Source organism: Szabonella alba, assembly GCF_016765775.1.
Lineage (GTDB): Bacteria > Pseudomonadota > Alphaproteobacteria > Rhodobacterales > Rhodobacteraceae > Szabonella > Szabonella alba.
Genome location: NZ_JAESVN010000004.1, coordinates 203,302 through 229,267 on the forward strand (window position 1 = coordinate 203,302; position 25,966 = coordinate 229,267).

Annotated in this window: 27 protein-coding genes and 1 tRNA gene; 11 read left to right on the plus strand and 17 right to left on the minus strand. The window is 65.3% G+C overall.

Annotation, left to right across the window (positions count from 1 at the left end):
- Nucleotides 1-47: 47 nt before the first annotated feature.
- The 3 genes from glgC to JL811_RS11205 are packed head-to-tail and all read right to left on the minus strand — an operon-like array spanning nt 48 to nt 5,953.
- Nucleotides 48-1,319 carry a glucose-1-phosphate adenylyltransferase gene (glgC, locus tag JL811_RS11195; RefSeq protein WP_202688709.1) on the minus strand — a complete coding sequence of 424 codons (1,272 nt, stop codon included), beginning with the start codon at nt 1,317-1,319 and terminating at the stop codon, nt 48-50.
- A gap of 49 nt (nt 1,320-1,368) precedes the next feature.
- Nucleotides 1,369-3,570 (minus strand): 1,4-alpha-glucan branching protein GlgB, encoded by a 2,202-nt coding sequence (gene glgB / locus JL811_RS11200; RefSeq protein ID WP_202688710.1) that lies wholly within the window; start codon nt 3,568-3,570, stop codon nt 1,369-1,371.
- A 19-nt stretch (nt 3,571-3,589) separates the two neighbouring features.
- Complete coding sequence (locus tag JL811_RS11205; RefSeq protein WP_237684943.1) at nt 3,590-5,953, minus strand: glycogen/starch/alpha-glucan phosphorylase; 2,364 nt, start codon at nt 5,951-5,953, stop codon at nt 3,590-3,592.
- Between the two features lie 704 nt (nt 5,954-6,657).
- Between JL811_RS11205 and JL811_RS20160 the strand changes: the two genes are divergently transcribed.
- Together JL811_RS20160 and JL811_RS11210 are read left to right on the plus strand one after the other, a co-directional pair.
- Nucleotides 6,658-6,789: a hypothetical protein gene (locus tag JL811_RS20160; RefSeq protein ID WP_273542490.1), complete on the plus strand. Its 132-nt coding sequence runs from the start codon at nt 6,658-6,660 to the stop codon at nt 6,787-6,789.
- Between the two features lie 108 nt (nt 6,790-6,897).
- Nucleotides 6,898-7,254: a TfoX/Sxy family protein gene (locus JL811_RS11210; RefSeq protein ID WP_202688712.1), complete on the plus strand. Its 357-nt coding sequence runs from the start codon at nt 6,898-6,900 to the stop codon at nt 7,252-7,254.
- Between the two features lie 20 nt (nt 7,255-7,274).
- On the opposite strand, the gene JL811_RS11215 is transcribed toward JL811_RS11210, so the two are convergent.
- Together JL811_RS11215 and JL811_RS11220 are read right to left on the minus strand one after the other, a co-directional pair.
- The gene (locus JL811_RS11215; protein WP_202688959.1) at nt 7,275-8,015 is read right to left on the minus strand and encodes a GNAT family N-acetyltransferase; all 741 of its coding nucleotides are present in this window, start codon (nt 8,013-8,015) and stop codon (nt 7,275-7,277) included.
- 76 nt (nt 8,016-8,091) lie between these two features.
- The gene (locus JL811_RS11220) at nt 8,092-8,565 is read right to left on the minus strand and encodes an outer membrane protein assembly factor BamE (RefSeq protein ID WP_202688961.1); all 474 of its coding nucleotides are present in this window, start codon (nt 8,563-8,565) and stop codon (nt 8,092-8,094) included.
- A gap of 268 nt (nt 8,566-8,833) precedes the next feature.
- On the opposite strand from JL811_RS11220, the gene JL811_RS11225 reads away from it, so the two are divergent.
- The 9 genes from JL811_RS11225 to JL811_RS11265 all read left to right on the plus strand — a co-directional run bounded on the left by JL811_RS11225 (nt 8,834) and on the right by JL811_RS11265 (nt 15,636).
- Nucleotides 8,834-9,517 carry a YceD family protein gene (locus JL811_RS11225; protein ID WP_202688713.1) on the plus strand — a complete coding sequence of 228 codons (684 nt, stop codon included), beginning with the start codon at nt 8,834-8,836 and terminating at the stop codon, nt 9,515-9,517.
- Nucleotides 9,518-9,751: 234 nt separating this feature from the next.
- Entirely contained in the window at nt 9,752-9,958 is a 207-nt protein-coding gene (gene rpmF, locus JL811_RS11230; RefSeq protein WP_202688714.1) for a 50S ribosomal protein L32, read from the plus strand.
- 24 nt (nt 9,959-9,982) lie between these two features.
- A complete protein-coding gene (gene plsX / locus JL811_RS11235; protein ID WP_420496779.1) occupies nt 9,983-11,194 on the plus strand; it encodes a phosphate acyltransferase PlsX in 1,212 nt (403 codons plus the stop codon).
- A complete protein-coding gene (locus JL811_RS11240; protein ID WP_202688716.1) occupies nt 11,191-12,165 on the plus strand; it encodes a beta-ketoacyl-ACP synthase III in 975 nt (324 codons plus the stop codon). Before plsX ends, JL811_RS11240 begins: the two co-directional genes overlap by 4 nt.
- A 93-nt stretch (nt 12,166-12,258) precedes the next feature.
- Nucleotides 12,259-12,561 carry an integration host factor subunit alpha gene (gene ihfA, locus JL811_RS11245; RefSeq protein WP_202688717.1) on the plus strand — a complete coding sequence of 101 codons (303 nt, stop codon included), beginning with the start codon at nt 12,259-12,261 and terminating at the stop codon, nt 12,559-12,561.
- Nucleotides 12,562-12,579: 18 nt separating this feature from the next.
- Entirely contained in the window at nt 12,580-13,794 is a 1,215-nt protein-coding gene (locus JL811_RS20165) for a MerR family transcriptional regulator (protein WP_202688718.1), read from the plus strand.
- A gap of 79 nt (nt 13,795-13,873) precedes the next feature.
- A tRNA-Pro gene (locus tag JL811_RS11255) sits at nt 13,874-13,951 on the plus strand.
- 114 nt (nt 13,952-14,065) lie between these two features.
- The gene (locus JL811_RS11260) at nt 14,066-15,157 is read left to right on the plus strand and encodes a 2'-deoxycytidine 5'-triphosphate deaminase (RefSeq protein WP_202688963.1); all 1,092 of its coding nucleotides are present in this window, start codon (nt 14,066-14,068) and stop codon (nt 15,155-15,157) included.
- A gap of 2 nt (nt 15,158-15,159) precedes the next feature.
- Nucleotides 15,160-15,636 (plus strand): hypothetical protein, encoded by a 477-nt coding sequence (locus tag JL811_RS11265; protein WP_202688719.1) that lies wholly within the window; start codon nt 15,160-15,162, stop codon nt 15,634-15,636.
- A 45-nt stretch (nt 15,637-15,681) separates the two neighbouring features.
- On the opposite strand, the gene JL811_RS11270 is transcribed toward JL811_RS11265, so the two are convergent.
- From JL811_RS11270 to JL811_RS11325, 12 genes are all read right to left on the minus strand, one after another.
- Nucleotides 15,682-15,915, minus strand: coding sequence for a hypothetical protein (locus JL811_RS11270; RefSeq protein ID WP_202688720.1), 234 nt, complete (start codon nt 15,913-15,915; stop codon nt 15,682-15,684).
- Between the two features lie 9 nt (nt 15,916-15,924).
- Nucleotides 15,925-16,515, minus strand: coding sequence for an SMC-Scp complex subunit ScpB (scpB, locus tag JL811_RS11275; RefSeq protein WP_420496782.1), 591 nt, complete (start codon nt 16,513-16,515; stop codon nt 15,925-15,927).
- Nucleotides 16,516-16,604: 89 nt separating this feature from the next.
- A complete protein-coding gene (locus tag JL811_RS11280; protein ID WP_202688722.1) occupies nt 16,605-17,399 on the minus strand; it encodes a segregation and condensation protein A in 795 nt (264 codons plus the stop codon).
- Nucleotides 17,392-18,417, minus strand: a complete 1,026-nt coding sequence (locus tag JL811_RS11285; protein WP_202688723.1) for a glycoside hydrolase family 3 protein — start codon at nt 18,415-18,417, stop codon at nt 17,392-17,394. The genes JL811_RS11280 and JL811_RS11285 overlap by 8 nt, the downstream gene beginning before the upstream one ends.
- Nucleotides 18,414-19,427 (minus strand): SPOR domain-containing protein, encoded by a 1,014-nt coding sequence (locus JL811_RS11290; protein WP_202688724.1) that lies wholly within the window; start codon nt 19,425-19,427, stop codon nt 18,414-18,416. Before JL811_RS11290 ends, JL811_RS11285 begins: the two co-directional genes overlap by 4 nt.
- 73 nt (nt 19,428-19,500) lie before the next feature.
- Nucleotides 19,501-21,243: an arginine--tRNA ligase gene (argS, locus tag JL811_RS11295; RefSeq protein WP_202688725.1), complete on the minus strand. Its 1,743-nt coding sequence runs from the start codon at nt 21,241-21,243 to the stop codon at nt 19,501-19,503.
- A 181-nt stretch (nt 21,244-21,424) separates the two neighbouring features.
- Nucleotides 21,425-21,919, minus strand: a complete 495-nt coding sequence (locus tag JL811_RS11300; RefSeq protein WP_202688726.1) for a holin family protein — start codon at nt 21,917-21,919, stop codon at nt 21,425-21,427.
- Nucleotides 21,910-22,521 carry a holin-associated N-acetylmuramidase gene (locus tag JL811_RS11305; RefSeq protein ID WP_202688727.1) on the minus strand — a complete coding sequence of 204 codons (612 nt, stop codon included), beginning with the start codon at nt 22,519-22,521 and terminating at the stop codon, nt 21,910-21,912. Before JL811_RS11305 ends, JL811_RS11300 begins: the two co-directional genes overlap by 10 nt.
- Nucleotides 22,522-22,581: 60 nt before the next feature.
- Nucleotides 22,582-23,025: a cytochrome c maturation protein CcmE gene (gene ccmE / locus JL811_RS11310; RefSeq protein WP_202688965.1), complete on the minus strand. Its 444-nt coding sequence runs from the start codon at nt 23,023-23,025 to the stop codon at nt 22,582-22,584.
- 68 nt (nt 23,026-23,093) lie between these two features.
- Entirely contained in the window at nt 23,094-24,122 is a 1,029-nt protein-coding gene (argC, locus tag JL811_RS11315) for an N-acetyl-gamma-glutamyl-phosphate reductase (RefSeq protein WP_202688728.1), read from the minus strand.
- Between the two features lie 128 nt (nt 24,123-24,250).
- Nucleotides 24,251-25,063 carry a glutamate racemase gene (locus JL811_RS11320; RefSeq protein WP_202688729.1) on the minus strand — a complete coding sequence of 271 codons (813 nt, stop codon included), beginning with the start codon at nt 25,061-25,063 and terminating at the stop codon, nt 24,251-24,253.
- A 12-nt stretch (nt 25,064-25,075) separates the two neighbouring features.
- Nucleotides 25,076-25,957, minus strand: a complete 882-nt coding sequence (locus JL811_RS11325; protein WP_202688730.1) for a lysophospholipid acyltransferase family protein — start codon at nt 25,955-25,957, stop codon at nt 25,076-25,078.
- Nucleotides 25,958-25,966: the final 9 nt, after the last annotated feature.

A 25,966-nucleotide genomic window follows, 5' to 3' on the forward strand; every position in this document is an offset into this window, starting at 1 on the left:
GAAATATCCTCGGGGGGTGTGGGGGGCAGACAGCCCCCCGCGTGCCCTCAGCCCAGCGCGCGCGCCCGCGCATCCAGCATGTCCTGCGTGACCAGCACCACGCCCGCCTCGGTGCGGCGGAACCATTTCGCATCCGCCTGCGGGTCCTGCCCGATCACCAGCCTTTCAGGGATCACCACGCCGCGGTCGATCACGCAATTCTTCAGCTCCGCGCCACGCCCCACCACGACATGCGGCAGCGCCACCACATATTCGAGACTGGCAAAACTATGCGTCCGGCAACCGGTAAACAGCAGGCTGTTGGACACCGAGGACCCTGAAACGATGCAATCGCCCGACACCAGCGACGACACTGCCGAGCCGCGCCGCCCGTCCTCGTCATGGATGAATTTCGCGGGTGGCACGATCTCGGCATAGGTCCAGATCGGCCAGGCATTGTCGTAAAGGTCCAGCTTGGGCACAAAATCCGTCAGGTCGATATTGGCCTGCCAGAAGGCGTCGATCGTGCCGACATCGCGCCAATAGGGTTCAGTCTCCAGCCCGCTGGTGACACAGCTTTCGGAAAAGCGATGCGCCATGGCCTTGCCGTTCTTCACGATCTCGGGGATCAGGTCATTGCCGAAATCATGGCTGGAATTCGGATCCTCGGCATCGCGCACCAGAAGATCGCGCAGAAAGGCCCAGTCGAAGACATAGATCCCCATCGAGGCCAGCGCATGATCGGGATCGCCCGGGATGCCCGGCGGGTCGGCAGGTTTTTCCAGAAAGGACAGGATGCGCCCCTCCTTGTCCACATCCATTACGCCAAAGGCCGTGGCCTCGGCCCTGGGCACGGTCAGACAGCCGATGGTCACATCCGCGCCGGTGTTCACATGCTGCTGCAGCATGATCTCGTAATCCATCTTGTAGATATGATCCCCGGCAAGGATCACGACATAACGGATGCCATAGCTGTCGACGATGTCGATATTCTGCGTCACCGCATCCGCCGTGCCCAGATACCACTTGGTTTCGGCAACCCGCTGGCTGGCCGGCAGGATGTCCAGATATTCGTTGCGCTCGGCCCGGAAGAAGCCCCAGCCGCGCTGCATGTGCCGGATCAGGCTATGGGCCTTGTATTGCGTGGCAATCGCCATCTTGCGGATGCCGGAATTGAGCGCATTGGACAGCGCGAAGTCGATGATCCGCGTCTTGCCGCCGAAATAGACCGCAGGCTTTGCCCGCCGGTCGGTCAGTTCCTTCAACCGGCTGCCGCGGCCTCCCGCCAGCACGAAGGCCATGGCCTGTGACGACAGGCGCTTGTTGGGTTTCGGTATCATCGCATCCTCCCTGATCGTGCGGGGTCGGGCCCCGCCCTGTTCACTCACATCACCCGTCCAGCCGCAGAAACACCGCCGAAAGCGGCGGCAGCACCACCTGCGCCGACTGCGCCATCCCGAAGGCGGCAACCGCTTCGGCCTCAACCCCGCCCAGATTGCCGCGATTGCCGCCGCCATAGATCGCGGCATCGGAATTCAGCACCTCGGCCCAATGGCCCGGCCCCGGCAGGCCCAGTCTCACCTTGCGCTCCACCGGCACCATGTTCACCGCAACGACAACCGGCGGCTCCCCCGGAACGCCAAAGCGTGCCCAGGCGAACCACCCTGCCTCGGCCTCATTCGCGGCAATCCAGCGGAAGCCTTGCGGCCTTGTGTCATGGCGGTAAAGCGCGGGCGTTTCGCGATAGATCCGGTTCAGATCGCGCACCAGCGCCTGCATGCCCCGGTGCAGCGCGCCCTGCCCCGGCAGATCCATCTCATGCCAGTCAAGGCTGCGGCCATGCGCCCATTCGCGCGCTTGCGCGAATTCGCAGCCCTGAAACAGCAGCTTCTTGCCCGGATGCCCCCACATGAAGCCATAATAGGCCCGCAGATTGGCGAATTTCTCGGCCTCATTGCCGGGCATCTTCTCCAGCATCGAGCCCTTGCCATGCACGACCTCATCATGGCTGATCGGCAGGATGAAGTTTTCGGACCACGCATAATGCAGCCCGAATGTCATCTGGTGATGGTGGTGTTTGCGGTAGACCGGATCACGGCCCATATAGGCCAGCGTGTCATTCATCCAGCCCATGTTCCATTTGTAGCCAAAGCCGAGACCACCGTGATCAACCGGGCGGGAGACCCCGGGAAAGGACGTGCTTTCCTCGGCCACCGTCATGATGCCCGGGCATGTGCCATAGGCTTCGATATTCACCCGCTGCAACAGCGCGATCGCCTCGTAATTCTCGCGCCCGCCATCGCGATTGGGCACCCATTCGCCGTCCGCGCGGCTGTAGTCACGATACAGCATCGAGGCCACCGCATCGACGCGCAGCCCGTCCAGATGGTATTCCTCCAGCCAGTAAAGCGCATTGGCGGTCAGGTAATTGGCCACCTCCGCACGACCGTAATTGTAGATCAGCGTGTTCCAGTCCTGATGAAACCCCTCACGCGGGTCGGCATGTTCATAAAGGGCGGTGCCGTCGAACCGGCCCAGCCCATGCGCATCGGTCGGAAAATGCCCCGGCACCCAGTCCAGCAGCACGCCGATCCCGGCCCGGTGTGCCGCATCGATGAAGGCGCGGAACTCGGCGGGCGTGCCATGGCGGATCGTGGGGGCGAACAGGCCCACCGGTTGATAGCCCCATGACCCGTCAAAGGGAAATTCGCTGACCGGCATCAGCTCGATATGGGTAAAACCCATGTCGCGGACATAGGCGACCAGCTGGTCCGCCAGTTCCGTATAGGACAGCATCCTGTCCCCAGGCGCGCGCTTCCACGATCCCAGATGCACCTCATAGACCGAGACCGGCGCATCGGTGGAATTGGCAAGCGCGCGTCGCGCCATCCAGTCTGCATCCTGCCAGTTCTCAGCACCAAGGCTGCGCACGACACTGGCATTGGCGGGCGGATGCTCGGACCCGAACCCCACCGGATCGGCCTTCAGCGGCAACAGCGTGCCGTCGCCTGCGCGGATCTCGTATTTATAGGATTGCCCTTCGGCCAGACCGGGCAGAAAAATCTCCCATATCCCGGTCGATCCGCGCCTGCGCATCGGCGCGCGCCGCCCGTCCCAATGGTTGAAATCCCCCACCACCGAGACGCGGGAGGCATTGGGCGCCCAGACCGCGAAATGCACGCCTGAGACGCCCTCATGCACAATCGGATGCGCACCCATCACCTGCCAAAGCCGCAGATGCGTGCCCTCCCCCAGCAGATATTCGTCGATCTCGCCCAGAACGGGGCCAAAGCGGAACGGGTCCTCAACCTCCCATTCCGCGCCATGACCCCGGGCGCGCAGCCGGTAAGGCTTGCGCGCGGGCAGATCGGCGACAAACAGCCCCGGCGCATCTGGAACCGGGCGCGCCGGAACGCTCTCCCCTTCGGTCACCACCTCCAACGTCTCGGCCCCCGGCATCAGTGCCCGGACCTGCCAGCCCTTGCCCAGCGGATGACAGCCCAGAACTGCAAAGGGATCGCCGTGCGCCCCCGCGACAATGGCGGCGGCTGTTTCCGGGCTCAGTCCGTGTTTCGCGCCGCCGCCTGCCATGCCGCCCCCTGCCATTGCGTCAGATCGCCGGTTCGACCGACCAGATCTCGTCCATGTAACCCCGGATCGTCCGGTCAGAGGAGAATAATCCCGACCGCGCCGTGTTCAGCGCCGCCATTTTCAGCCAGCGATCCCGGTCGGCATAGGCGTGGTCCACCTGCCCCTGCGCCGCGTGATAAGCATCGAAATCGGCGGCGACGAGGAAGTAATCGTGATGCCAGATCCGATGCACCAGCCCGTGATAGCGGTCGGGCTGATCAGGGCTGAACCGCCCTTCGGCAATCATCTGCAAGACATCCTGCAAGGGCTGGCTGGCCTCGATGGCCTTGCGGGCATGGTCGGGATCTTCGCGCCGTTTCACCACTTCGCCGGCGGTCAGCCCGAACAGAAAGAAGTTATCGGCCCCCACTTCCTGCAGGATCTCGACATTCGCACCGTCCAGTGTGCCGATGGTCGGCGCACCGTTCATCATGAATTTCATGTTGCCGGTGCCCGAGGCTTCCTTGCCCGCGGTGGAAATCTGTTCCGACAGATCCGCAGCCGGGATCAGCCTTTCGGCCATCGAGACATTGTAATTTGCCGGATAGGCGATCTGCAGCAGGTCGCGCGTCGCGGGGTCTGCATTAATGACGCTGCCGACATCGTTGATAAGGTGGATGATTTCCTTGGCCACCGCGTAACCGGGGGCGGCCTTGCCACCGAAGATGCGCAGGCGCGGCACCCAAGCGGCATTGGGGTTGTCATGGATCGACTTCCAATGCGCGACCGCCTGCAGGATGTTCAGAAGCTGCCGCTTGTATTCATGGATGCGTTTCACCTGCACATCGAAAATCGCATCGGGATCGGCCTTCACCTCGCATTCCGAGGACAGCCATTCCGCCAGCGCAACCTTGTTCTGCCGCTTCGCCGCATCGAAGGCCGCGCGGAACCCGGCATCCCCGACATGATCCTCAAGCCCGCGCAGCCGGTCGAGATGATCCTCCCATCCCGCGCCGACCGTTTCGGTGATCAGCCCCGCCAGCGGGCGGTTGCACATGCGCAGCCAGCGGCGCGGGGTCACGCCATTGGTCTGGTTGACGATCCGCCCGGGATGCAGCCGGTTCAGTTCCGGAAACAGATTGGCCTTCACCAGATCGCTGTGCAGCGCCGAAACCCCGTTCACCTTATGCGCCATGATGAAGGCAAGCTCCCCCATCCGGACCTCATGATGTTTGACGATGCCCACATAATGCGGGCGCGAGGGCCAGGTGCGCCGGTGCCAGTCGTCGATGCGTTCCACGATCTGCATATGGCGCGGCAGGACATTGCCGAAGGTGAAGGTCGCCCAGCGTTCCAGCGCCTCGGGCAAGAGCGTGTGATTGGTATAGCCCAGACAGGCGCGCGTGATCTCCAGCGCCTCGGCAAAGACCATGCCGTGATCGTCCATCAGAAGGCGGATCAGTTCGGGGCCCGCAATCGCGGGATGGGTGTCATTCATCTGGATCGCGACATGGGCGGGCAGCGAGGCCAGCGAATGACCCGCCGACAGATGGCGGCGCAGGATGTCCTGCAACGCCGCCGAGGTCAGGAAAAATTCCTGTTTCAGGCGCAGTTCCTTGCCCTGATAGGTCGTGTCATCGGGGTAAAGCACGCGGCTCAGCGTGCGGGCCAGCGCCTCGGGCTCGGCGGCGGCGGCATAATCGCCCCGGTTGAACCGGTCCAGATCGAATTGCGTGGTGGGTTTTGCCCCCCATAGCCGCAGCGTATTGGCCCATTTGCCCTGCCAACCCACCACCGGCGTGTCGAAGGCCGAGGCGATGACGGTTTCCCCCGGCACCCAATGGTCGCGCCCGTCGCGGGTCTCGACCTCTCCCTTGAAAGGGATCACATAGGCCGCTTCGGGGCGGGCGAATTCCCATGGATGCGCCTGCGACAGCCAGTCCTCGGGTGTTTCCACCTGAAACCCGGCCTCGAACCGCTGACGGAACAGCCCGTGTTCATAGCGGATGCCATAGCCATAGGCCGGGCAGCCCAGCGTCGCCATCGATTCCATGAAACAGGCGGCAAGCCGTCCCAGCCCGCCATTGCCAAGCGCCGCGTCCGGTTCATCCTCGACCAGCGCGCGATAGTCCTGCCCCAGATCGGCCATCACGCCACGCACGGTTTCATCCAGACCGATATTGACGACCGCATCTTCCAGAATCCGCCCGATCAGGAATTCCATCGACAGGTAATGCACCCGCTTGCGCCCCTCGGCCCAAGTCCGGCGGGTTGACCGGAACCATGGCCCCACGATCCGATCGCGCACCGCATAGGACAGCGCCATGCGCCAGTCATAGCGGGTGGCATGGGGCACATCCTTGCCCAGCGTATAGATCAGATGGCGCAGGATATCGTCGCGCAGCGCCTCGGCGGGAAGGTCGGCAAGCGGGGCGGAGGTGGGAAAGGGTCTGTTCACCGGGTACAATTCCATTCAAGGCCGGAGATCCCGGCAGTCGAGCATGGTCAACTCTTGACCGGCAGCACCCCCGCTGACAAGGGAGGCCACCGTAACATGCCCCAATTGCGACTTTTGCTGCGTCAAAGCGGTTTCATGTTAGCGCAAACATAGCGCAAAACCGGAGTTGTCTTCAAGAAGATTTGCACCCTGGTCTGTTTCAAAGCGCTTTCGCATAGCCACAGACCGAAACAGCGGTGCCGCGCGACTGCCACTTTGCAGGGCGGCGCGCCTGAAGTGTGGGCAATACGGAACTGCGGCGCCGATCAGGCTGCCGCGGGTTTCGGGCCAGTCCGCCCCTCACGGGGGGCTCTGCGCTGCAGATCTGACCGTTTTGCGCGGTGTGGCGGGATCCGGGATGCCGGGCAAAATTGTGCCCCCGCCCCGCCCGGATGGCGCTTTCCATCACGGGCCGGTCGCAATTGTTACAGGGAACCGGCCAAACCCCGCGCATCGTCCAGGCCAGCCCCATCAATCGGGCTTGCGGCGCGCAGGGGGCAGGCTTAGATCGCCCGAACTGCGCCACATTCGCGGCGCAGCGTAATCAGTGCGATAATCAAACCAACGCGGGCCAAACCTTGGCAGGGGTTCCCGCAAACGGATATAAAACGATGGCAAAACAGCCCAACCAACCGCAGCAAGGCGACAGCCAACCCTCCTCCCCCTCGCAACAACAAGGCCAGACCGGCACCAAGACCCCGCAACAGGGTCAGCCGATCTTCCGTGACTGGGCCTCGATCTGAGTGCCGCCGCGCGGGGTGGGGTCAGACCCCCGCCTCGTGACGGGCGGCCCGCAAGCCCCCTGCAAGCCCGGCCTTGACCGCCACGCGCAGCAGGCCGACAAAGCGGATATGAGCGACCGCGAGTCCGCCCCTGACGGGGGCACCCCGATCTCGACAATCCGCAATCTCGGTCCCGCGACCGAGGAAGCCTTTCTGCGCGCGGGCATCAAGTCAGCCGAGGCGCTGCGCGAACTGGGGGCCGATGCCGCTTATCTGGCGCTGATGCGCGCTGGCACCGCGCCGCATTTCATCGGCTATTATGTTCTGGTCATGGGGCTGCAGGGCCGCCCGTGGAATGATTGCAAAGGCGCCGAAAAGACCGCCCTGCGCAAACGGTTCGATGCGCTGAAGGCCCAGGCCGCCCCCGGCCCTGATGCCGCATTTGAGGCCGCGCTTGACCGCATCGGCGTAATTGCCCGGCGCTGACCCCGGCACAGTGACCCCTTTCAGGCGGCAACCATGCGCAACAGCCGCGCCCGCGCCTCGGGAATGGCCCCGATTTCAAGCCCGGTGAAGACATGCAGCGTGCCCAGATCCCGGTCGATCACGGCATGGTCGCTGACCCATCCCCCCATCAGCAGATAGGTCCGCAACAAGGGCGGCAACTGGCGCTGTGCCTGCCGCAGATCGGGGGCCTGCCCCGATAATTCGGCAGCATAGCGGTGAATTTCGGCCGCGCGGGGAACGGGACGGCGGTCAGGCGGGGCCAGATGACGTGCCGCCAGCAGCGCAAAGGCATCGCGAAAGGCGGCCGGATCAGTGCCGTGGAACGAGGTGCAGCCGAACAGCATTCCCACCCCCGTCGCATCGACAAAGCGCGTCAGCGCCCCCCATGCCAGCCGCAGGATATCGGGATCCTTGCGGTCAGGACGGATGCAGAAGCGGCCCAGTTCCAGAATCGGCTGCGCGATCGGGGCAAGGGCCGAAAGATCATAGAACTGCGCCGCATAGCTTTGCCCGATGGCATGGCCGCCGGGCAAGGGCAGCAGGCGGAAACAGGCCACGGGATCGGATTCCCCCTGCTCTTCCACCAGCACATGCAGACAGGCGCTGTCGAAGGTGTCAGTCTCCAGACCCTCCCCCCCATCCGCGATGAAACAGCGGTGACGCAATTGCTGTGCTGCGCGCAGATCTGCCGGGCCTGACCCCAGCCGGGTGCGATAGCGGCCTTTTTCAAATCCCAGCATTGCGGCCCCGATTTCCCACCGCCCCGGCATTTCCCGGCCCGGTCCGGCGGCGGCCCGCCGGAACGGGCCTGCCCGGTCAGGGCTGGGTGTCGAGGAACTGGCCCGGATTGAACACGCCCAGATTGCCCAGAAGCTGCCCGATGACACTGACACCCCGGATATTCGTTTCGGTCACGCGGCGCGACAGCGGCACGACATTGCCATCTTCCAGCGTGAAGCGTTCGATATTCCGGACCACGCCATCAGGCGTGAACGAGATCGCAACCAGTTGCCGGTCAATCTCCCGCGGGGCGGTGGGGCCATATTGCCGCCAGCGGCTCTGGACGTAATACCAGCCCTCATCGTTCAGCAGCCCTGCGGCCGACGGCCGGCCCACGACCGCCGCGACCGAATCGCGCGTGTCGCGTCCGACTTCCAGCCGGGCAAGATCATCATCGGTGGGAACATAGCCATGATCGCGGATAATCGGGCCGCAGGCAACAACGGCGGCAAGCGCGCCAAACAGGACGATACGGGTCACTGCATGCCGCAATTGCCGCAGCTTTTGCATCACCATGCCCGCCGCCAGATCCGCGCGGCCAGCCCGCTTCTGCCCGTGAACAGCCCGACCTTGCATCGCCACCCCTTGCCTTGCCGGGCCAAGCCCCGTATCCCGAGCCGGTTTTCCGGCGTTCCCCTTGGCTTACAGAAGCTCGGCCCCATGTTCAAGCAAAGGAACGCGACAGGGCCGATATCCGGCCCGTCTCTGGCCAACTTCCGGCCCGGGCCGGAAGCGGGCAGAATGCCGGACGGCCCACAATGCAGAAACGGAGTGGCAGATGACAGCGAGACCCGAATCCCGACGCGCCCCAAAATCCCGAGGCGCCACGGCGGGCAAAGCCGCCGCCGTCCCGGAAGCCCCCTTTCCCGCGCCCTATCGCGTGCCCGCCCTGCCCACACGCAAACCGCTGCGGTTCGATCTGCGGCTGGATGCAAAAGGACGTGAGGCGATGATGGCCGAACTTGGCCTGACCGCCCTGCCGCGCCTGCATCTGAAAGGTGAGATCCGCCCGGTCGGGCGCGGCGATTTCGAACTGGTGGCCCAGCTTGAAGCGCTGGCCGTACAGCCCTGCGCGGTCACGCTGGCGCCGGTAGAGACCCGGGTTTCGGAACCCGTCCTGCGCCGCTATGTCGAAGGCATGCTCTGGCCCGAGGCCGAAGAGGCGGAGATGCCCGGGGATGACAGCGCCGAACCGATGCCCGACCGCATCGACCTGCGCGAGATCGCGACCGAGGCATTGGTGCTGGCGCTGCCCGACTATCCCCGCGCTGAAGGCGTGGAACTGGGCGAGGCGGTCTTTGCCGCAGACGGGGCCGAACCGCTGCGCGATGCCGATCTGAAACCCTTTGCCGCCCTGTCCTCCCTGCGTGACAGTCTGACGGGCGCCGCCCCGGGCGAGGCGGAAACCGGCGATGACGGACCCGGCAAGGGTGGCAGGAAGGACGGTGCGGGCAAGGCATAGCGCCCCCGCCCCCGGCCCCGCCGCAAGGCAGACCCCGGCGCGGCCCCGGCGCGACACGATCACAGGCTCGGACACCAGCCCGGAAATCCGCCAGAAAGGGCTTGCGCCGCGCCAGAATCACAGTATGTTCCGCGCCTCGTTTGCAAGCTGGATCAGGCGCGTTTCAAGGATGGATCGCAGCCCGGATTTGCGAGAATAAACAGGGGCATGTCCCCCCGAACCCGAGGTTGAGACATGGCTGTCCCTCAGAACCGAGTCACGAAATCGCGCCGCAACATGCGTCGTTCCCATGATGCGCTGGTGGCATCGAACCCTGCTGATTGCCCCAATTGTGGTGAACTGAAGCGCCCGCATCACGTCTGCGGCGCCTGCGGTCACTATGATGCGCGCGAAGTCGTGGCCACCACGCAGGAAATCGACCTGGACGAGGACGCGGCGTAAGCCCGTCCTCACGCCTCGCGGCATATGGCTCTGGAAGACCAAAATCCGGTTGATACTTCGGCAGGTCACGGCGTTTCCGGGCCGATGACGGGTCGAATTGTGATTTCCGTCGATGCCATGGGTGGTGACAGAGGGCCTGCGGCGGTGGTCGCGGGCCTTGTCCATTCGGCTGACAAGAATCCCGAGATCGCCTTCATCCTGCATGGTGACGAAGCCGTGCTGCGCCCGATGATTGACCGGCACGCAACCCTGTCGGGGCGCTGCGCGATCCGCCATGCCACGGGCGTGGTGACGATGCATGACAAGCCCAGTCAAGTGATGCGCCACGGGCAGGACACTTCAATGTGGTCCTGTATCGACAGTCTGCGCAAGGGCGAGGCACAGGCGGCGGTCTCTTGTGGCAATACCGGTGCGCTGATGGCGATCTCGATGATCCGCCTGCGCAAACTGCCCGGCGTGAACCGCCCGGCCATTGCCTGTCTCTGGCCCTCCCGCAATCCCGGCGGCTTCAATGTCATGCTGGATGTGGGGGCCGATGTGAAGGCCGACCCCGAGGATCTGGTGCAGTTTGCGCTGATGGGGGCCACCTATGCGCGCAACGGTCTGAACCTGTCGCGCCCTCGTCTGGGACTTCTCAATGTCGGGACCGAGGAACACAAGGGCCGCACCGAATTGCGGCAGGCCGCCGAACTGATGTCGGCCGCCGCCGATCCGGGCGGATATGAATTTATGGGCTTTGTCGAGGGTGGCGATATTCCGGGTGACCGGGTCGATGTGATCGTGACCGATGGCTTTACCGGCAATGTCGCGCTGAAAACCGGCGAGGGCACGGCCAAGCTGATTGCCGATTTCCTGCGTGACGCCTTCAACGCGAATGTCCTGTCCAAGATCGCGGCCCTTCTGGCACTGGGATCGCTGCGCCGCCTGCAAAAGCGGATCGACCCCCGCCGGGTCAATGGCGGGGTCTTTCTGGGGCTGAACGGCACAGTCGTCAAGTCGCATGGATCGGCGGATGATACCGGCGTATCCTCGGCGATCAAACTGGCCTTCCAGCTTGCGAAACAAGGGTTTCAGGACCGTGTTGCGGCCCGGCTTGCCGCCGCGATGGAAGCCGCAGATGAGGCCGCCCAGACAGCAGGGCAGACACCAGACCAGACGGCCGGGCAGTCAGAACCGGAAACCGGGAAGGCAGCCCCGCCGAAAACTTCAGAACAGGAAAATGGTGGGCAGGCATGACAATGCGCGCGGTCATTCGGGGCGTCGGGCATTATCTGCCGGAACGGGTCGTTCCCAACAGCGAATTCGAGGCGACGCTCGACACAACCGATGAATGGATCCGCAGCCGGTCAGGCATCGAGCGGCGGCATTTCGCGGCGGAAGGGCAGACCACCTCGGCCATGGCCATCACGGCGGCGCAACGGGCGCTGGCAGCGGCGGGTCTTACGCCCGATGACATGGATGCGGTGATCGTGGCCACCTCCACGCCCGACCTGACTTTTCCTTCGGTCGCGACCATGGTGCAGGATGGTCTGGGCATGACGCGCGGTTTCGGCTTTGACCTGCAGGCGGTCTGTGCGGGATTCGTCTTTGCACTGACCAATGCCAATGCGCTGATCCTGTCGGGTCAGGCGCGGCGGGTACTGGTGATCGGCGCGGAAACCTTCAGCCGGATCATGGACTGGACGGATCGCTCCACCTGCGTGCTGTTCGGCGACGGGGCGGGCGCGCTGGTGCTGGAAGCGGCCGAGGGCACGGGCAACACCGCAGATCGGGGCATTCTTGCCTCGGACCTGAATTCCGACGGGCGCTATCGCGACATGCTTTATGTCGATGGCGGGGTTTCGACCACGGGAACCTCGGGCAAGCTGCGGATGCAAGGCAATCAGCTGTTCCGTCAGGCCGTGGAGAAGCTGGCCTCTACAGCGGAAACCGCGCTGGAAAGGGCGGGGCTGAGCAGCGCCGATGTCGACTGGATCGTGCCGCATCAGGCCAATCTGCGCATCATCACGGCCACGGCGCAGCGCATGGATGTGCCGATGGAACGGGTCGTGGTGACCCTGCAGGACCATGGCAATACCTCGGCGGCCTCGATCCCGCTGGCGCTGTCGGTCGGCGTGGCGCGCGGACAGATCAAACCGGGCGACCTGATCGTGACCGAGGCCATCGGCGGCGGGCTGGCCTGGGGCGCGGTTGTGCTGCGCTGGTAGGCGCGCCGCATTCTGAACAGAAACGCGCAACCCCCGATATTGACTTGGCTTTTCAAACCGCGCATCCTCGCCCAATCATCCGGGGGGATTGAAATGAGCGAAAAGACTTTGACGCGCATGGATCTGAGCGAGGCCGTCTTCCGCGAGGTGGGCCTGTCGCGCAACGAATCGGCGCAACTGGTGGAAAGTGTGCTGCAGCACATGTCCGATGCGCTTGGCACCGGAGAGACGGTCAAGATCTCCTCCTTCGGGACGTTTTCGATCCGCGACAAGAATGCAAGGATGGGCCGCAATCCCAAGACCGGCGATGAAGTGCCGATCAGCCCGCGCCGCGTGCTGACTTTCCGTCCGTCCCATCTTATGAAGGATCGCGTGGCCGCCGGAAACAAGGCCTGAGGAGGCTGAGAGGCGGGAATGGAAAAATCTCCTGAAGCGTTTCGCACGATCAGCGAGGTTGCCGATCATCTGGAAACCCCGGCCCATGTGCTGCGGTTCTGGGAAAGCCGCTTTCCGCAGATCCGCCCGGTGAAGCGCGCGGGTGGACGACGCTATTACCGCCCTTCGGATGTGGCGCTGCTGGCCGGGATCAAGCGCCTGCTGCATGAGGACGGGCTGACCATACGGGGCGTGCAGAAGATCTTGCAGGAACAGGGCGTGCGCCATGTCGCCGGTCTGGTCGATGAAGAGGCCGAGGCCGGGGTTCTGATCAGCACCCAGCCGCCGCCCCCCGCCGAACCGATCCCGCTTTTCCCGCAGAAACCGCCGCAGCAGGCTGAAACGGCTACAGCCGGTGCACAGCCCGAGGCGGCACATGACAGCGTGACCACGCCCGCCGATGCGCCGCCCCCGACGGCCGAAGGCACGCGGGCAGAGACGTCCCGGCCGGAGGCCGCGCCCGGGCCGGGCATGGCACAGACCGACAGCGCGCAGGCGGCAGAGGCCGGACCGGATGCCGTGTCGGGCCCCTCCGGGGCCACGCCTGCGCTGCCGGATCCGGCAGCGCAGACCACCGCAGCGCAACCGGATGCCCCCCCCGCCCCCGAGGCGAGCGCTGAGGTAGTGCCGCCGGATCAGCCGCAAAGCCCGGCCGAAACAGCACAAGCGCCGGAGGTGGCCACCGCTGCGCCCGAAGCAGCCCCCGCGCAAGAAAGCAGCACCGCACCGGACAGCACCGACAGTCCAGCGATGATGCCCGAGGCAGCGTCATCCGAATCCGGTTCGGCAGCACCCGCAAATGATGAGGCTGCGCAGACCGATAGCGCGACAGAGGCGGCAGGTAGCTTTGCGCCCTCTGCCCGGAATGACGCGGTTGCCGAATCTCAAGCCGGATCAACGGCCCCGGCAGCCCCCGCATCCGAATCGCCTGCCCCGGAATCGACCGGGGCGGGATCTACCGGGCCAGAATCGACCGGACTGAAAACAACCGAAGCAGAATCAACCGGACCGGAGACGACTGCTGCCCCCGCCCAACCGGCCACCGAACGTCCCCTGCGCTGGCTGGCGACCGATCTGCGCGCCCTGCCCGCCACGGCGCTGCATGACCGGGCCGAGGCCGCCGCAGCCCTTGCAGAAAGGCTGCGTGCGCTGCGTGTCCGGCTGGCCCCCGCCGGGCGCGGCCCGCATCGGTAAGCGCGATGCCGACTGTCGGTCCTGCGGTCGGTTTTGCGCTTGCCCCCGCCCGGAATATCGTTATGAAAGCGCCCAGTGTCGGGCCGTGGCGCAGCCTGGTTAGCGCGTCCGTCTGGGGGGCGGAAGGCCGCGAGTTCGAATCTCGCCGGCCCGACCAAAACCGAAACCGCCCGCCTTGCCTTTGCAAGCGCGGGCGGTTCCGTTTCCGGCTTCTGGCCGCGCAAGAGAGGCCGCAATGAACCCGGATCAGATCCCGACAGCAGCAGGCAGCATGATAGCCGCGCAATCGGGCGTGCTGCCTGACCGCGCCCTGCGCGACCTCATCGCCCAAGGCGCGATCACCGCCCGCCCCGCGATCATTCCCGAACAGGTGCAGCCCGCCAGTCTGGACCTGCGGCTGGGTCAGGTCGCCTATCGCGTCCGCGCCTCGTTTCTGACAGGCAAGGGGCGGCGGGTCGAGGACCGGCTGGCCGAATTCGAGATGCATCGCGTCGATCTGACGCCGGGCGCCGTGCTGGAAAAGGGCTGCGTCTATGTCATCCCGCTGATGGAACGGCTGCGCCTGCCCAAGGGGCTGTCCGCCGTGGCCAATGCGAAATCCTCGACCGGGCGGCTGGATCTGCTGACGCGCACGATCACCGATGGCGGCACCGAGTTCGACCGCATTCCCGAAGCCTATGACGGCCCGCTTTATGCCGAGGTCTGCCCGCGCAGTTTTTCGGTGCTGGTGCGGCCGGGGATGCGGCTGAACCAGATCCGGTTCCGCAATGGCCAGTCGGTGCTGGACGATGCCGCATTGACCGCGCTGCATGACGTCTCACCGCTGGTTTCCGGCCGGGCGGTGATTTCCGAAGGTCTGGGATTCTCGGTCGATCTGCGCCCCGGTGCGGGCGGTCTGGTGGGTTACCGCGCCAAGCCCCATACCGGGGTGATCGACCTTGACCACATCGCGCATTACGACCCCGCCGAATTCTGGGAGGATGTGCGCAGCGCAAGCGGCAGCATCATCCTCGATCCCGGCGCCTTCTATATCCTAGTCAGTCAGGAGGCGGTGACAATCCCGCCCGATTATGCCGCTGAAATGGCACCCTATCTGGCCATGGTCGGCGAATTCCGGGTGCATTATGCGGGGTTCTTCGATCCCGGATTCGGCTGGGCCGAGGCGGGCGGCGCGGGGTCGCGCGGCGTGCTGGAAGTGCGCTGCCACGAGGCGCCCTTCGTGCTGGAACACGGGCAGATCGTCGGGAGACTGGTCTATGAACGGATGGCAGCACGGCCCGACCTGCTTTACGGTGCCGGGATCGCCTCGAACTATCAGGGGCAGGGTCTGAAACTGTCAAAACATTTCCGCCCGAAGGAGTGACGATGCGTGCCGTTCTTTCGTTTCCCGTTCTGTTGCGCCCTGCTCTGGCTGCGGGCCTTGCCGGCGCGCTGTCGCTTCTGGCACTGGGGGCAAGGGCAGAGACGCCCGAGTTCAGCCTTTACCTTTCTCTCTGGCCGGTGGGCGGACCCGAGGATGAACCCGTCGCGGGTCAGGCCGCCGATACCGGTGTGGATGGGCTGACGCTTTATGCCTCGGGGCCTGACGGGCCGGTTCTGGATCTGACCGCACCCTTGTCCGATGCCACGCTTGGGGCCTTGCGCGCCGCGGTCGGGGCGCTGGCCGCGCAAGTCAGCACCCAAGACCAGACCGAGGTGCCCCGACCCAGCATATCGGTCGAATGGATGATCTCGGGGGTCAACAGCTATACGCGCGGCACTGCGGTCCTGCCCGCCAATGCCCTGCCGCCCGAGGTGATCCGCGCGCAGGAGGTGCTGTTCGGCGGGGCGCTGCTGCCCTGAACGCAGCATGAGGCCGGGGCCCGCCCTGCGCAGCCCCTGACCCGTCTATTTCCCCAGCCGCCGCGTGACCCGCGCCGCCTGACGCGCGCGTTTGGCGGTCTCGCGCGCTGTTCCTGACTGGCTGGGGCCGGTTGCCCCTGCGGCCGCTTGCCCTGCAACCTTGGTGCCCTGCCCCTTGGCGCCCTTGCCTTTCGACAGATGGCCCATGCCCTTGCTGATCCCGGCATTGACCAGACGCCGCAGGATCTGGTTCATGATCATGTTTAAGATACGTCCCATACTCTTCCCTTAATCCTCGAACAGTTCACTTTGGCCTGATGCGGGTTCTTCCTCATCGCTCTGGCGCAGGGCATGCAGCGGGCGATTGTCCAGCAGGCCCGCCGCGCGCAAGTCTTTCATACCCGGCAAGTCGCGGGCAGATTCAAGCCCGAAATGGTCAAGAAACTGTTCCGTCACCACGAAAGTCACCGGACGGCCCGGGGTCATGCGGCGGCGGCCAAAGCGAATCCACTCCAGTTCAATCAGCTGATCCACCGTACCGCGCGACACCGCAACGCCGCGGATCTCTTCGATCTCGGTCCGCGTCACCGGCTGGTGATAGGCCACGATCGCCAGCGTCTCGATCGCGGCGCGCGACAGTTTGCGGTTTTCCACCGTTTCCTTCTGCATGAGATGGCCCAGATCGGGCGCGGTGCGGAAGGCCCAGGCATCGCCAACCTTCACAAGCCGCACCCCCCGCCCGTCATAGCGCCGGCGCAACGTGACCAGCGCCTCGGCCGGATCGCAGCCATGCGGCATGCGGGCGGTCAGTTCCGCCACGGTGACGGGTTCCGCGCTTGCAAACAGGATCGCCTCGACCATGCGTTCCTGTTCGCCCATCGGCGGAGCTGCGAACAGGCTGCGCGGTTCGGGCTGGTCCGGGCGCGCATCCTCGGGCCGGTCTTCGGGCGTCCTTTGCTCCTCGGGCCTCATGGGCGGCCCTCGCGCTTGCGCACTTCAAGCGGGGCGAAAGTGTCCCCCTGCCGCAATTCAAGCTGGCCTGCCTTGGTCAGTTCAAGTACCGCCGCGAAATGTGCCGCCGTGGCCGAGCGGCGGCGCATCGGGCTGCTGTCCCAGCCCGGCGGCAGCCAGCTTGTCAGATCCGTCCATTGCCCGGCATAGCCGATCAGTCCCCGCAGCCGGTCCAGCGCCTGTTCCATGGTGAACACATGATCGCGGTCCATCACGAAAGGGCGGAATTCGTCCCGGGTGCGGATGCGGGCATAGGCCTGCATCAGATCCATCAGCGTTGCGGAATAGGTCACGCGGCGGCGGCGGGTCACATCTTCGGGCAGGCCCCGCACGAAGAAATCCCGCCCCTTCTGGTCCCGCGCCATCAGGCGGGCCGCGGCCTCACGCATGGCCTGCAGGCGTTCAAGCTGAAAGGCCAGATGCGCGGCCAGATCCTCGGCACTGGGGCCTTCCTCGGTGGGATCCGGGGGCAACAGCAGCCGCGATTTCAGATAGGCAAGCCAGGCCGCCATCACCAGATAATCCGCCGCAAGTTCAATGCGCAAATCGCGGGCCTTGGTGACGAAACCCAGATATTGTTCCGCCAGTTGCAGCACGGAAATGCGGCGCAGATCCACCTTTTGTGTCCGCGACAGCGTCAGCAGCAGATCCAGCGGCCCCTCAAACCCGTCGACATCGACAATCAGCGCCTCGGCGGCCAGACGGTCCGCGACGCTTTGCCTTGTATCTTGCTCGCTCCAGTCCTCAGACATGCGCCTTTCCGGTCAGCAGATCCGCAAGCTCCGCCTCCAGCGCGGCAATGTCAACGGGGTCGGGGTCGCGGCGCGCGGCAAGGGCGGCTGTCGCACGGCGTGCGGCCTCGCCCGCCAGATGCCCGGCTGCGGCAACGACCGCTTCCATCTCGGGGCGCTTGCCGCTGCAATGCAGGGCGATATCGCAGCCCGCCGCAATGGCGCACGCCGCGCGGGTTCGCAGATCGCCTGCCAGCGCGGACATGTTCAGATCATCGGTCAGCAACAGCCCGTCGAAGCCGATGCTTTCCCGGATCAACCGGATCGCGGCGGGGTTCTGGGTTGCGGGCAGGTCGCCCAGTTCGGGCAGCACGATATGCGCGGTCATGCCCATGGGCAGATCGGCCAGCGCGCGGAAGGGCGCAAAATCCCATGTCGCGGCGGCGGCAAGCGTGACATCGGCCACCGGCAGGCCCAGATGACTGTCGACCGTCGCGCGGCCATGGCCCGGCAGGTGTTTCATCACCGGCACCACCCCCCCCGCCAGCAGCCCCTCGGCCACGGTGCGGGCATTCCGTGTGACCGTCGCAGGATCGGTCCCGAGGCAGCGGTTGCGCAGAAAGGGATGCGTGTCCGGCCCGGCAATATCGGCGCAAGGCGCACAGTTGCTGTCGATCCCGGCCCCGCGCAGCTCTGCCGCGATGATCCGCGCGACGATCCACAGGCTGCGGGTTGCGGCCTCGGGGCCTGCTGAGGCTGCGATCTGTTCGGCCTGTTCCAGCGGTGGCAGCCACTCGCGCCAATGCGGCGCGCGCATCCGCTGCACCCGCCCGCCCTCCTGATCGACGGTGATCAGCGCATCCCGCCCCACGGCGGCGCGCAGATCATCGGTCAGGCGGCGCAGCTGGTCGGGGTTTTCCACGTTCCGCGCAAACAGGATGAAACCGAAGGGATCGGCCTCACGGAAAAAGGCGGCCTCATCCGGCGCCAGCACGGGGCCGGCGCAGCCAAGGACCGTCGCCCCCTGCCCTGAGGTCATCGCACGGTGACCGGAATGCAGGCCGCGTTTTCAGACAGCAGCGCCGAGCAGAAGCGGCGCTGATCGGCTTCATCCTCAAAGCCAGTGGCGCGCAGCCGGTAGAAGGTCCGCCCGCCGCTTTGCGCCGATTGCACGATGCGCGATTTGCCGATCATCAGATCGCCGAAGCGCCCGCCCAGACGGTCCCAGTCGCGGCGTGCATCCTCGACGGTTTCATAGGCGCCCAGTTGGACAAGTCTTGTGCCGGTTGCAAGCGTGCTGCCATCCACCTCTTGCGTGGCCGGGGCCGAAGCCAGCAGAACGGCGGCATCGGTCGCGCCATCCGCAACGGCGGGGCGTGCAACGGCAATCGCCGAACCGGGCCGCGGCATCGGCCGGGGTGAGGCCGCCAGCGCGCCACGCGGCAGGGTCGCGCTCGGGGCCTCAAGGGTGGCAGGTGCGGGGTCATCGCCCAGATCGGCCGAAAGCGGCACCGCCTCCAGCCCAAGGGCCTCGGCCAGCGCGGTCATCACCGCATCATCCTGCACCATGGGCGCGGGTTCCTCGGAGATCACAAGTGCTATCTCGGGCTCTTCACTATCCGAAAGCGCGGGCACCGGCCCCGGGGACAGATCCAGCCCCGGCATTGCCGCCGTGCGGGTCGAGGTCGGCGCCTCCTGCGCGGCCAGCGTTCCGGCCTCATCCTCGGGCGACAAAGCGGTGGGCGCAGGTGCCAGCACCAGCCGGTCAGCAGGGGGTGAGGCCACGCCGATTTCCGCCACGGAATTCACCGACAGACCCTGATGCGCAGTGATCACCCCGCCCGGATCCTCGGGCGCAATCCGCATCGGACCTTCCAGCGCCCGCACCACGGGGATGCCATGCACATCCCGCACCGCCAGCTTGTATCCCCAATAGCCCAGCCCCAGCACCAGCGCCACCGAGGTCATTGCCCCCGCCACACTGACCACCCGGGAGCCACGGCGCAACGCACCGCCGGTTTCGAACCCGTCGAATTCCACATCTGCCATGCTCTGCCTCACTGCGCCGGTTTTCCCGGTGCTGTCTTGCCTGTTCGCACTTCGGACGGGGCGCCTGTTCAGATCAGCGCATTTCCTCGACCGGAGTAACACCCAGAATAGCAAGACCGGCGCAAATCACAACGCCTGTGGATCGGGCAAGGGCGATTTTCGCCGCCATTGTGGCCGGATCGTCCTGAATGAAGCGCAAGGACTGTTCATCATTGCCGCGATTCCACAACCCGTGCAGGTCGGATGCCAGTTCATATAGGTAGAAGGCGATGCGATGCGGCTCATTCGCACGGGCGGCAATTTCCACAAGACGCGGCCATTCGGCCAGTTTGCGCGCCATGGCGATTTCCGCCGGGTGGTCCAGCCGCGCCAGATCCGCCCCGGCCAGTGCCGCATCGGACACATCCAGCCCCGCCTCGACCGCCTTGCGCAGGACCGAGTTGATCCGCGCATTGGCATATTGGACATAGAAAACCGGATTGTCCTTGGACTGTTCCAGCACCTTGTCGAAATCGAAATCCAGCGCCGCATCGTTCTTGCGGGTCAGCATCACGAAACGGGTGACATCCGCGCCCACCAGTTCAACCACGTCGCGCAGCGTGACGAAAGTGCCGGCGCGTTTCGACATCTTGAAAGGTTCGCCGTTCTTCCACAGTTTCACAAGCTGGATCAGCTTGATATCCAGCGGTACGCGGCCCTGCGACAGCGCAGAAACGGCAGCCTTCATCCGTTTGACATAGCCGCCGTGATCTGCGCCAAAAATGTCGATCAGCTGATCGAAACCGCGTTTCACCTTGTTGTGGTGATACGCGATATCGGGGGCGAAATAGGTCCAGGCGCCATCGGATTTCTGCACCGGGCGGTCCACATCATCGCCATGCGCGGTCGACCGGAACAGCGTCTGCACACGCGGCTCCCAATCCTCGGGCGTCTTCCCCTTGGGCGGCTCCAGCACGCCTTCATAGATCAGGTCCAGCCCGCGCAGTGTTTCGATGGCGGCCTCGATCTGGCCCGTGCCATACAGCGCCTTTTCGCTGGAATAGACATCCATCGCAACGCCAAGTGCCGCCAGATCCTCGCGGATCATGGCCATCATCATGCCGGTCGCGAAATCGCGCACATCCTCCAGCCAGACCGATTCAGGCTGATCCAGCAGCGTGGTGCCGTATTTTTCCTTCAGCGCCGCGCCGACCGGGATCAGGTAATCGCCGGGATAAAGCCCCTCGCGGATCTCGGGCTCCAGCCCGTTCGCCTCGCGGTAGCGTTCAAAGGCCGAGCGGGCCAGAACATCGACCTGCGCGCCGCCGTCATTGATGTAGTATTCCCGCGTCACATCCCAGCCGGCAAAGGCCAGAAGATTGGCCAGCGCATCGCCCACGACCGCGCCGCGCACATGACCCACATGCATCGGTCCGGTGGGGTTGGCCGAGACGAATTCCACATTCACCTTCTTGCCCCGCCCCACATCGCCCCGGCCATAATCGGCGCCAGCGGTCAGAACCGCGCCGACCAGCCGCTGCCAGACAGCCGGGCGCAGACGGAAGTTCAGAAAGCCCGGTCCCGCCACCTCGACCGTCTCGACCCTCGGATCGGCGGCCAGACGCGCGGCCAGTTTTTCGGCAATCACGCGCGGCGGCTGGCCTGCGGGCTTGGCCAGCACCATCGCGGCATTGGTCGCCATATCGCCATGCGCCACATCGCGGGGCGGCTCGACCGTCACGGCAGCAAGGTCAAGCCCGTCGGGCAGGTCGCCCGCCGCCACCATCGCCCCGATTTCCGCCACGACAAGGCTGCGGAGTTCCGAAAAAAGGTTCATCTGTCACGTCCCATCTGATCCATGGGGATGTGCCAGAGCGGCAGGGCCGGGTCAATGGTTGTGGCGGGATACCGGGCGCCCTTGTCACCAGCGCTCTTTGCCTCTTTTTCTGTCCATAAATATCCCGGGTGGTGAATTTGGCGCAGCCAAAGAGGGGGCAGCGCCCCCCTGCCCTGCACGCTCAGCCGCGTACGCTGCGCCAGTCGGCAAGGGCGGGGTTGGTTTCGGGCATGGCATCCGGCGCCGTCGCGGCCATCCCGGCCACGGCGGCAACCGTGCTGCGCTGGCGGTAGTGGAACGCCTCACGCGCACCAAAGTAGAACCCCACCACCGCGCCCAGCAACCACCACAGCGGCTCGGGCACATGGTTCAGCCCGACCATGCGGCGCGCAAAGCCCGTAGGATCAGCCATCGCATAGACAAACAACCCCAGCGTGCCGAAGGCCAGCATCGGGCGCGGCAGGCGGTTCAGCCCGTTCACGAACCGGTCGAACCAGCCAAAGCCCGGATCGGCATATTCAGCCCCCAATTGCCGCAGGGCGGCCATCTGCGCCTCGGCCGACAGTGCCATGGCGCGGGTTGCATTGGGGGTCAGCACCTCGGCCATGCCGCGCGCGGCCGATCCAAGGGCGGTAACGGCGGCCGGGCCACCGATCAGGCGCGCGATCAGCCCCATGCCGACACCCTTGCGCGGTGCTGCGCATCGGTCAGGTGATAGCGCGGTGACAGGAATTCCTCGGCCCGGGTGATCCAGCCGCCCTTGCCGCCATCGCGCCTGCGCGCATATTTCCGGCTGGCGGGCCGCGCATCCGCCAGCCCGTAATAATAATTCCGCCGCGCAATCGCATAGGCATCGGCCAGATGGCCGGGGGCAGCCTGATGCGCCCGTTCCGCAGCAGCGATCGTCAGCGGCCCGATGGCCCCGTCCGCGACACAAGGAAAGCCCATTTCGGTCAGCAGGCGCTGCAGGATTTTCACCGCATTGGCGCCCGCATTCACCATCATGTCGAAAACCGATGCCTGCAGCGGTTCGGGCAGATGCGCGATGCCGGGTCGGGTGAAGTAATGGTCCAGATAGACCTCAACCGCCTGCGCGCGCGTCAGACGCTTCACATCCGCAACCGTCACCGCGCCGTCGCCATCCAGATCAAGTCCCAGACGGCGCATCGTGTGGATGGTGACACCGTGATTTGTGGCGCCGCCCGGATCGTCCGGGTCATCCACGAAACCACCCTCACGGGCGATGATATCGGCGGCGATCTGGCGGGGGGTCTTCATCGGCGGGCCTCCTTGCACGAAGGGGCCAGCCTTGGTCAGTCGCGGTTAAGGGCGGTCAAATCAACCGTTCGGATCCTGATAGATGCCCTGTTCCTTCAGCGCGTCAATCACCTCTTTCGGCATATAGGTCTCATCATGTTTGGCAAGGATTTCATGGGCCTGAAACACGCCGTCAATATAGCGACCGGTGCCGACCACGCCTTCATTCTCGGCAAAGAGATCGGGCAGGATACCGGTGAAGGTGACGGGGATCGTTGCCCCGCCATCGGTGACGGCAAAGCGCACGGTCTCCCCCTCGCCGCGAATGACAGACCCTTCGGCCACCAGCCCGCCAAGGCGGAACACCTCATCCGGGCCGGGTGGCTCGGCCATCACCTGTGCGGGCGCGCGGAAAAAATTGATCCCGTCGCGCATCGCATAGCCCATCAGCGCAGTGGACAGCGCCAGCGCCACGAAGGCCAGCACGATGATCTGGATGCGGCGCTGTTTTTTCAGCCCCTTCATCCCGCGTCCCGCCGCCGTTCCATTGCCCTGCATCGCCCCCCCCCTCTCTTTGCGCGGTCAGCCCCCGATCAGGGGAAGACCGGCGCCAGCATCAGTCCCGCAGCCTCATCCAGCCCCAGCATCAGGTTCGCGTTCTGGATCGCCTGCCCGGACGATCCCTTGGTCAGGTTGTCCAGCACCGCGACCACCAGCGCCCGGCCCGCGATCCGGTCACCCAGAACCCCGATATGGCAGAAATTGGACCCTGCGATATCGCGTGTCGAGGGGGCTGCGCCGAAAGGCAGCACCTCGATGAACCGTTCATCCGCATAGCGCGCGGCAAGGGTTTCATGGATGCGCGCCGGATCGCCCTCGACATAGACCGATGCAAGGATGCCCCGGTTCATCGGCAGCAGATGCGGGGTGAACTGCACCCGCACCGGACGGCCCGCGATGGCGGAAAATTCCTGATCGAATTCGCCCAGATGCCGGTGCTTGCCCCCCGCCGAATAGCTGTGCGTGCCGCCCGACAGTTCGGCATGCAGCAGGTTTTCCTTCAGCGACCGCCCCGCCCCGCTGACGCCCGCCTTGAGGTCGATCAGGATGCGGTCAAGGTCGATCACCCCGGCCTCGATCAGCGGGCGCAGCGCGAATTGCCCGGTCGCGGCATTGCAGCCCGTGCCCGCGACCAGACGCGCGGTGCGGATCTCATCGCGGTAGAACTCGGTCAGGCCGTAAACCGCCTCGGCCTGCAGGTCGGGGGCGGTATGGGGCTGGCCATACCATTTTTCGTACTCCGCCACATCGCGCAGCCGGAAATCCGCCGACAGATCAACGATCTTCAAATCGCGCGGCAGGGCGGAAACCACCACCTGCGTCGTGGCATGGGGCAGTGCGCAAAAGGCCAGATCGACCCCGGAAAAGTCGATCTCGTCAATCTTCTGCAGGCGCGGCAGGTCCAGATGGCGCAGGAAGGGAAACACCTCGGCCATGCTTTGCCCGGCCTTGCGGTCTGCCGACAGCGCCACGATTTCCATCCCCGGATGGGTCGCGATCAGGCGGACAAGCTCGGCCCCGGTATAGCCGGAAGCCCCGAGAATGGCGATTTTCTGGGTCATGTCAGTCCCCTTGCTGAATTCTGCTTCCTTCTGCGACCGGTCGCGCGGTGATGCAAGGGAAACCGTCACAAGATCGCGCGACTGTCACAGCCCAGGCAGTCCTGTGGATCCTGCCCGGCCCTGACCCGTCAGGCCGCCTCGAAACTGATGCGGCGGCGCAGAAACTGGGTGGATTTGTCCGACACGCGGGCCGGATCGCCGGTGGTCATGAATTTCGATTGCGTGCCTGCGCCCAGAAATTCGGGCCGCCGCGTCAGGTAATCGGCAAGGCTTTCGGCCACCAGCCGCGCCTGTGAATAGACAGTCACATCGGGGCCAAGGGCGGCGGCAAAGACATCCTCCATCAGCGGATAATGCGTGCAGCCCAGCACCGCGGCCTGCGGATGCGGCATCCGGCGTTTCAGCGCCTCGACATGCGACCGCACCAGCGCCTCGGCCAGAATTTCGTCACCCTGTTCGATGGCATCCACAACACCGCCACAGGGCTGCGCCTCGACATCCACACCGATGGCACGGAAGGCCAGTTCGCGCTGAAAGGCGCGGCTGGCCACGGTGGCCGGGGTGGCGAACAGGGCAACATGGCGCACCGCCACCTCTCGCGGGGGGGAATTGTCACCCCATTGCCGTTCGGTCAGCGCCTCGATCATCGGCACGAAAACCCCCAGCACGCGCTTGTCGGCGGGCACCCAGGTTTCCTGCATCCGCTTCAGCGCGGCGGCACTGGCCGTATTGCAGGCCAGGATCACCAGATCGCAGCCTTCGGCCCAAAGCCGTTCAACCGCAGCGCAGGTCAGGTTGAAAATGTCATCGGCATCGCGCACGCCATAAGGCGCATGGGCATTGTCGCCCAGATAGACCAGCGGCAGGTCGGGCAGACGGCGCGCGATGGCGTCCAGAACCGTCAGCCCGCCGATCCCGCTGTCGAATATTCCCACCGCCATGGCCAGCCCTCCCTAGGGGCGCGACCGATAGCGCGCCTCGAATTCATGGCCATAGTCATAAGACGGAAGCGGATGGGGCGAAAGAGCATAGGTGAGACGCCGCAGATGCGGCATCAGCGCCCCCGGATCGGCGGCGAAGGCGGCCAGATCGTCAGCAGCCAGCGGGGTGCCGATGGCGATGCGGACCGGCGCATCGGTGCGGGCGCGGAACTCACGCAGCAGAAGTCCCAGACGCAAGGATCCGTGCAGATGGCTCGCGATCTGGAACAGTCGCGAATTCTGCCCGTCGAAATAGACCGGCACCACGGTTGCGCGCGACCGCAGGATCATCCGCGCGGTGAAATTGCGCCAGCCCGGATCCATCGCGCGGGCAAAGGGGCGGCGCGCGGTCGAGACCGTGCCGCCGGGAAAGATGCCCACCGCACCGCCCTGCCCCAGCCAGCGCAGCGCCATGGCCCGGGTTTCAAGGTTTGATCGCATCGCCGCCTCCGACCCGTCAAAGCGGATCGGCAGCACCACCCGGTCCACCACCGGCGCGCCCTGCAGGATTGCATGGGCCAGGATGCGGAAATCCGGGCGGATGCGGTCAAGGATATGGCCCATCATCAGCCCGTCCAGCAGGCCGAAGGGATGATTGGCGACCAGAACCAGCGGTCCCTGTGACGGGATCGCCGCCAGATCGCCCGCCGCGATATCGAGGCTGAGACCGAAACGCGCGGGCACCGCCTGCCAGAAGCTGCGCCCTGCGGCCAGATCATCCTCGATCCCCCGTGCGCGGCGCAGCAGCGACAGCCGCCCCGTTGCATTCTCGACCAGACGGATCATCGCGCGGCCTGCCGGGGTCGCGGCGGCCCCGGAATAGGTGATCCTGCGCGCGGTTTCGGATATCTGCATGGGCGGACC

Bases quoted from the DNA above. Each gene is read 5' to 3' on its own strand.
- JL811_RS11220 (WP_202688961.1), bottom strand. From the start codon at position 8,565: ATGCAAAAGCTGCGGCAATTGCGGCATGCAGTGACCCGTATCGTCCTG.
- JL811_RS11270 (WP_202688720.1), bottom strand. From the start codon at position 15,915: ATGGGACGTATCTTAAACATGATCATGAACCAGATCCTGCGGCGTCTG.
- JL811_RS11265 (WP_202688719.1), top strand. From the start codon at position 15,160: ATGCGTGCCGTTCTTTCGTTTCCCGTTCTGTTGCGCCCTGCTCTGGCT.
- JL811_RS20165 (WP_202688718.1), top strand. From the start codon at position 12,580: ATGGAAAAATCTCCTGAAGCGTTTCGCACGATCAGCGAGGTTGCCGAT.
- scpB (WP_420496782.1), bottom strand. From the start codon at position 16,515: ATGGGCGAACAGGAACGCATGGTCGAGGCGATCCTGTTTGCAAGCGCG.
- ihfA (WP_202688717.1), top strand. From the start codon at position 12,259: ATGAGCGAAAAGACTTTGACGCGCATGGATCTGAGCGAGGCCGTCTTC.
- plsX (WP_420496779.1), top strand. From the start codon at position 9,983: ATGGCTCTGGAAGACCAAAATCCGGTTGATACTTCGGCAGGTCACGGC.
- glgB (WP_202688710.1), bottom strand. From the start codon at position 3,570: ATGGCAGGCGGCGGCGCGAAACACGGACTGAGCCCGGAAACAGCCGCC.
- JL811_RS11240 (WP_202688716.1), top strand. From the start codon at position 11,191: ATGACAATGCGCGCGGTCATTCGGGGCGTCGGGCATTATCTGCCGGAA.
- rpmF (WP_202688714.1), top strand. From the start codon at position 9,752: ATGGCTGTCCCTCAGAACCGAGTCACGAAATCGCGCCGCAACATGCGT.
- JL811_RS11280 (WP_202688722.1), bottom strand. From the start codon at position 17,399: ATGTCTGAGGACTGGAGCGAGCAAGATACAAGGCAAAGCGTCGCGGAC.
- ccmE (WP_202688965.1), bottom strand. From the start codon at position 23,025: ATGAAGGGGCTGAAAAAACAGCGCCGCATCCAGATCATCGTGCTGGCC.
- JL811_RS11210 (WP_202688712.1), top strand. From the start codon at position 6,898: ATGAGCGACCGCGAGTCCGCCCCTGACGGGGGCACCCCGATCTCGACA.
- JL811_RS11290 (WP_202688724.1), bottom strand. From the start codon at position 19,427: ATGGCAGATGTGGAATTCGACGGGTTCGAAACCGGCGGTGCGTTGCGC.
- argS (WP_202688725.1), bottom strand. From the start codon at position 21,243: ATGAACCTTTTTTCGGAACTCCGCAGCCTTGTCGTGGCGGAAATCGGG.
- JL811_RS11320 (WP_202688729.1), bottom strand. From the start codon at position 25,063: ATGGCGGTGGGAATATTCGACAGCGGGATCGGCGGGCTGACGGTTCTG.
- argC (WP_202688728.1), bottom strand. From the start codon at position 24,122: ATGACCCAGAAAATCGCCATTCTCGGGGCTTCCGGCTATACCGGGGCC.
- JL811_RS20160 (WP_273542490.1), top strand. From the start codon at position 6,658: ATGGCAAAACAGCCCAACCAACCGCAGCAAGGCGACAGCCAACCCTCC.
- JL811_RS11325 (WP_202688730.1), bottom strand. From the start codon at position 25,957: ATGCAGATATCCGAAACCGCGCGCAGGATCACCTATTCCGGGGCCGCC.
- JL811_RS11300 (WP_202688726.1), bottom strand. From the start codon at position 21,919: ATGGGGCTGATCGCGCGCCTGATCGGTGGCCCGGCCGCCGTTACCGCC.
- JL811_RS11260 (WP_202688963.1), top strand. From the start codon at position 14,066: ATGATAGCCGCGCAATCGGGCGTGCTGCCTGACCGCGCCCTGCGCGAC.
- JL811_RS11225 (WP_202688713.1), top strand. From the start codon at position 8,834: ATGACAGCGAGACCCGAATCCCGACGCGCCCCAAAATCCCGAGGCGCC.
- JL811_RS11305 (WP_202688727.1), bottom strand. From the start codon at position 22,521: ATGAAGACCCCCCGCCAGATCGCCGCCGATATCATCGCCCGTGAGGGT.
- glgC (WP_202688709.1), bottom strand. From the start codon at position 1,319: ATGATACCGAAACCCAACAAGCGCCTGTCGTCACAGGCCATGGCCTTC.
- JL811_RS11285 (WP_202688723.1), bottom strand. From the start codon at position 18,417: ATGACCTCAGGGCAGGGGGCGACGGTCCTTGGCTGCGCCGGCCCCGTG.
- JL811_RS11215 (WP_202688959.1), bottom strand. From the start codon at position 8,015: ATGCTGGGATTTGAAAAAGGCCGCTATCGCACCCGGCTGGGGTCAGGC.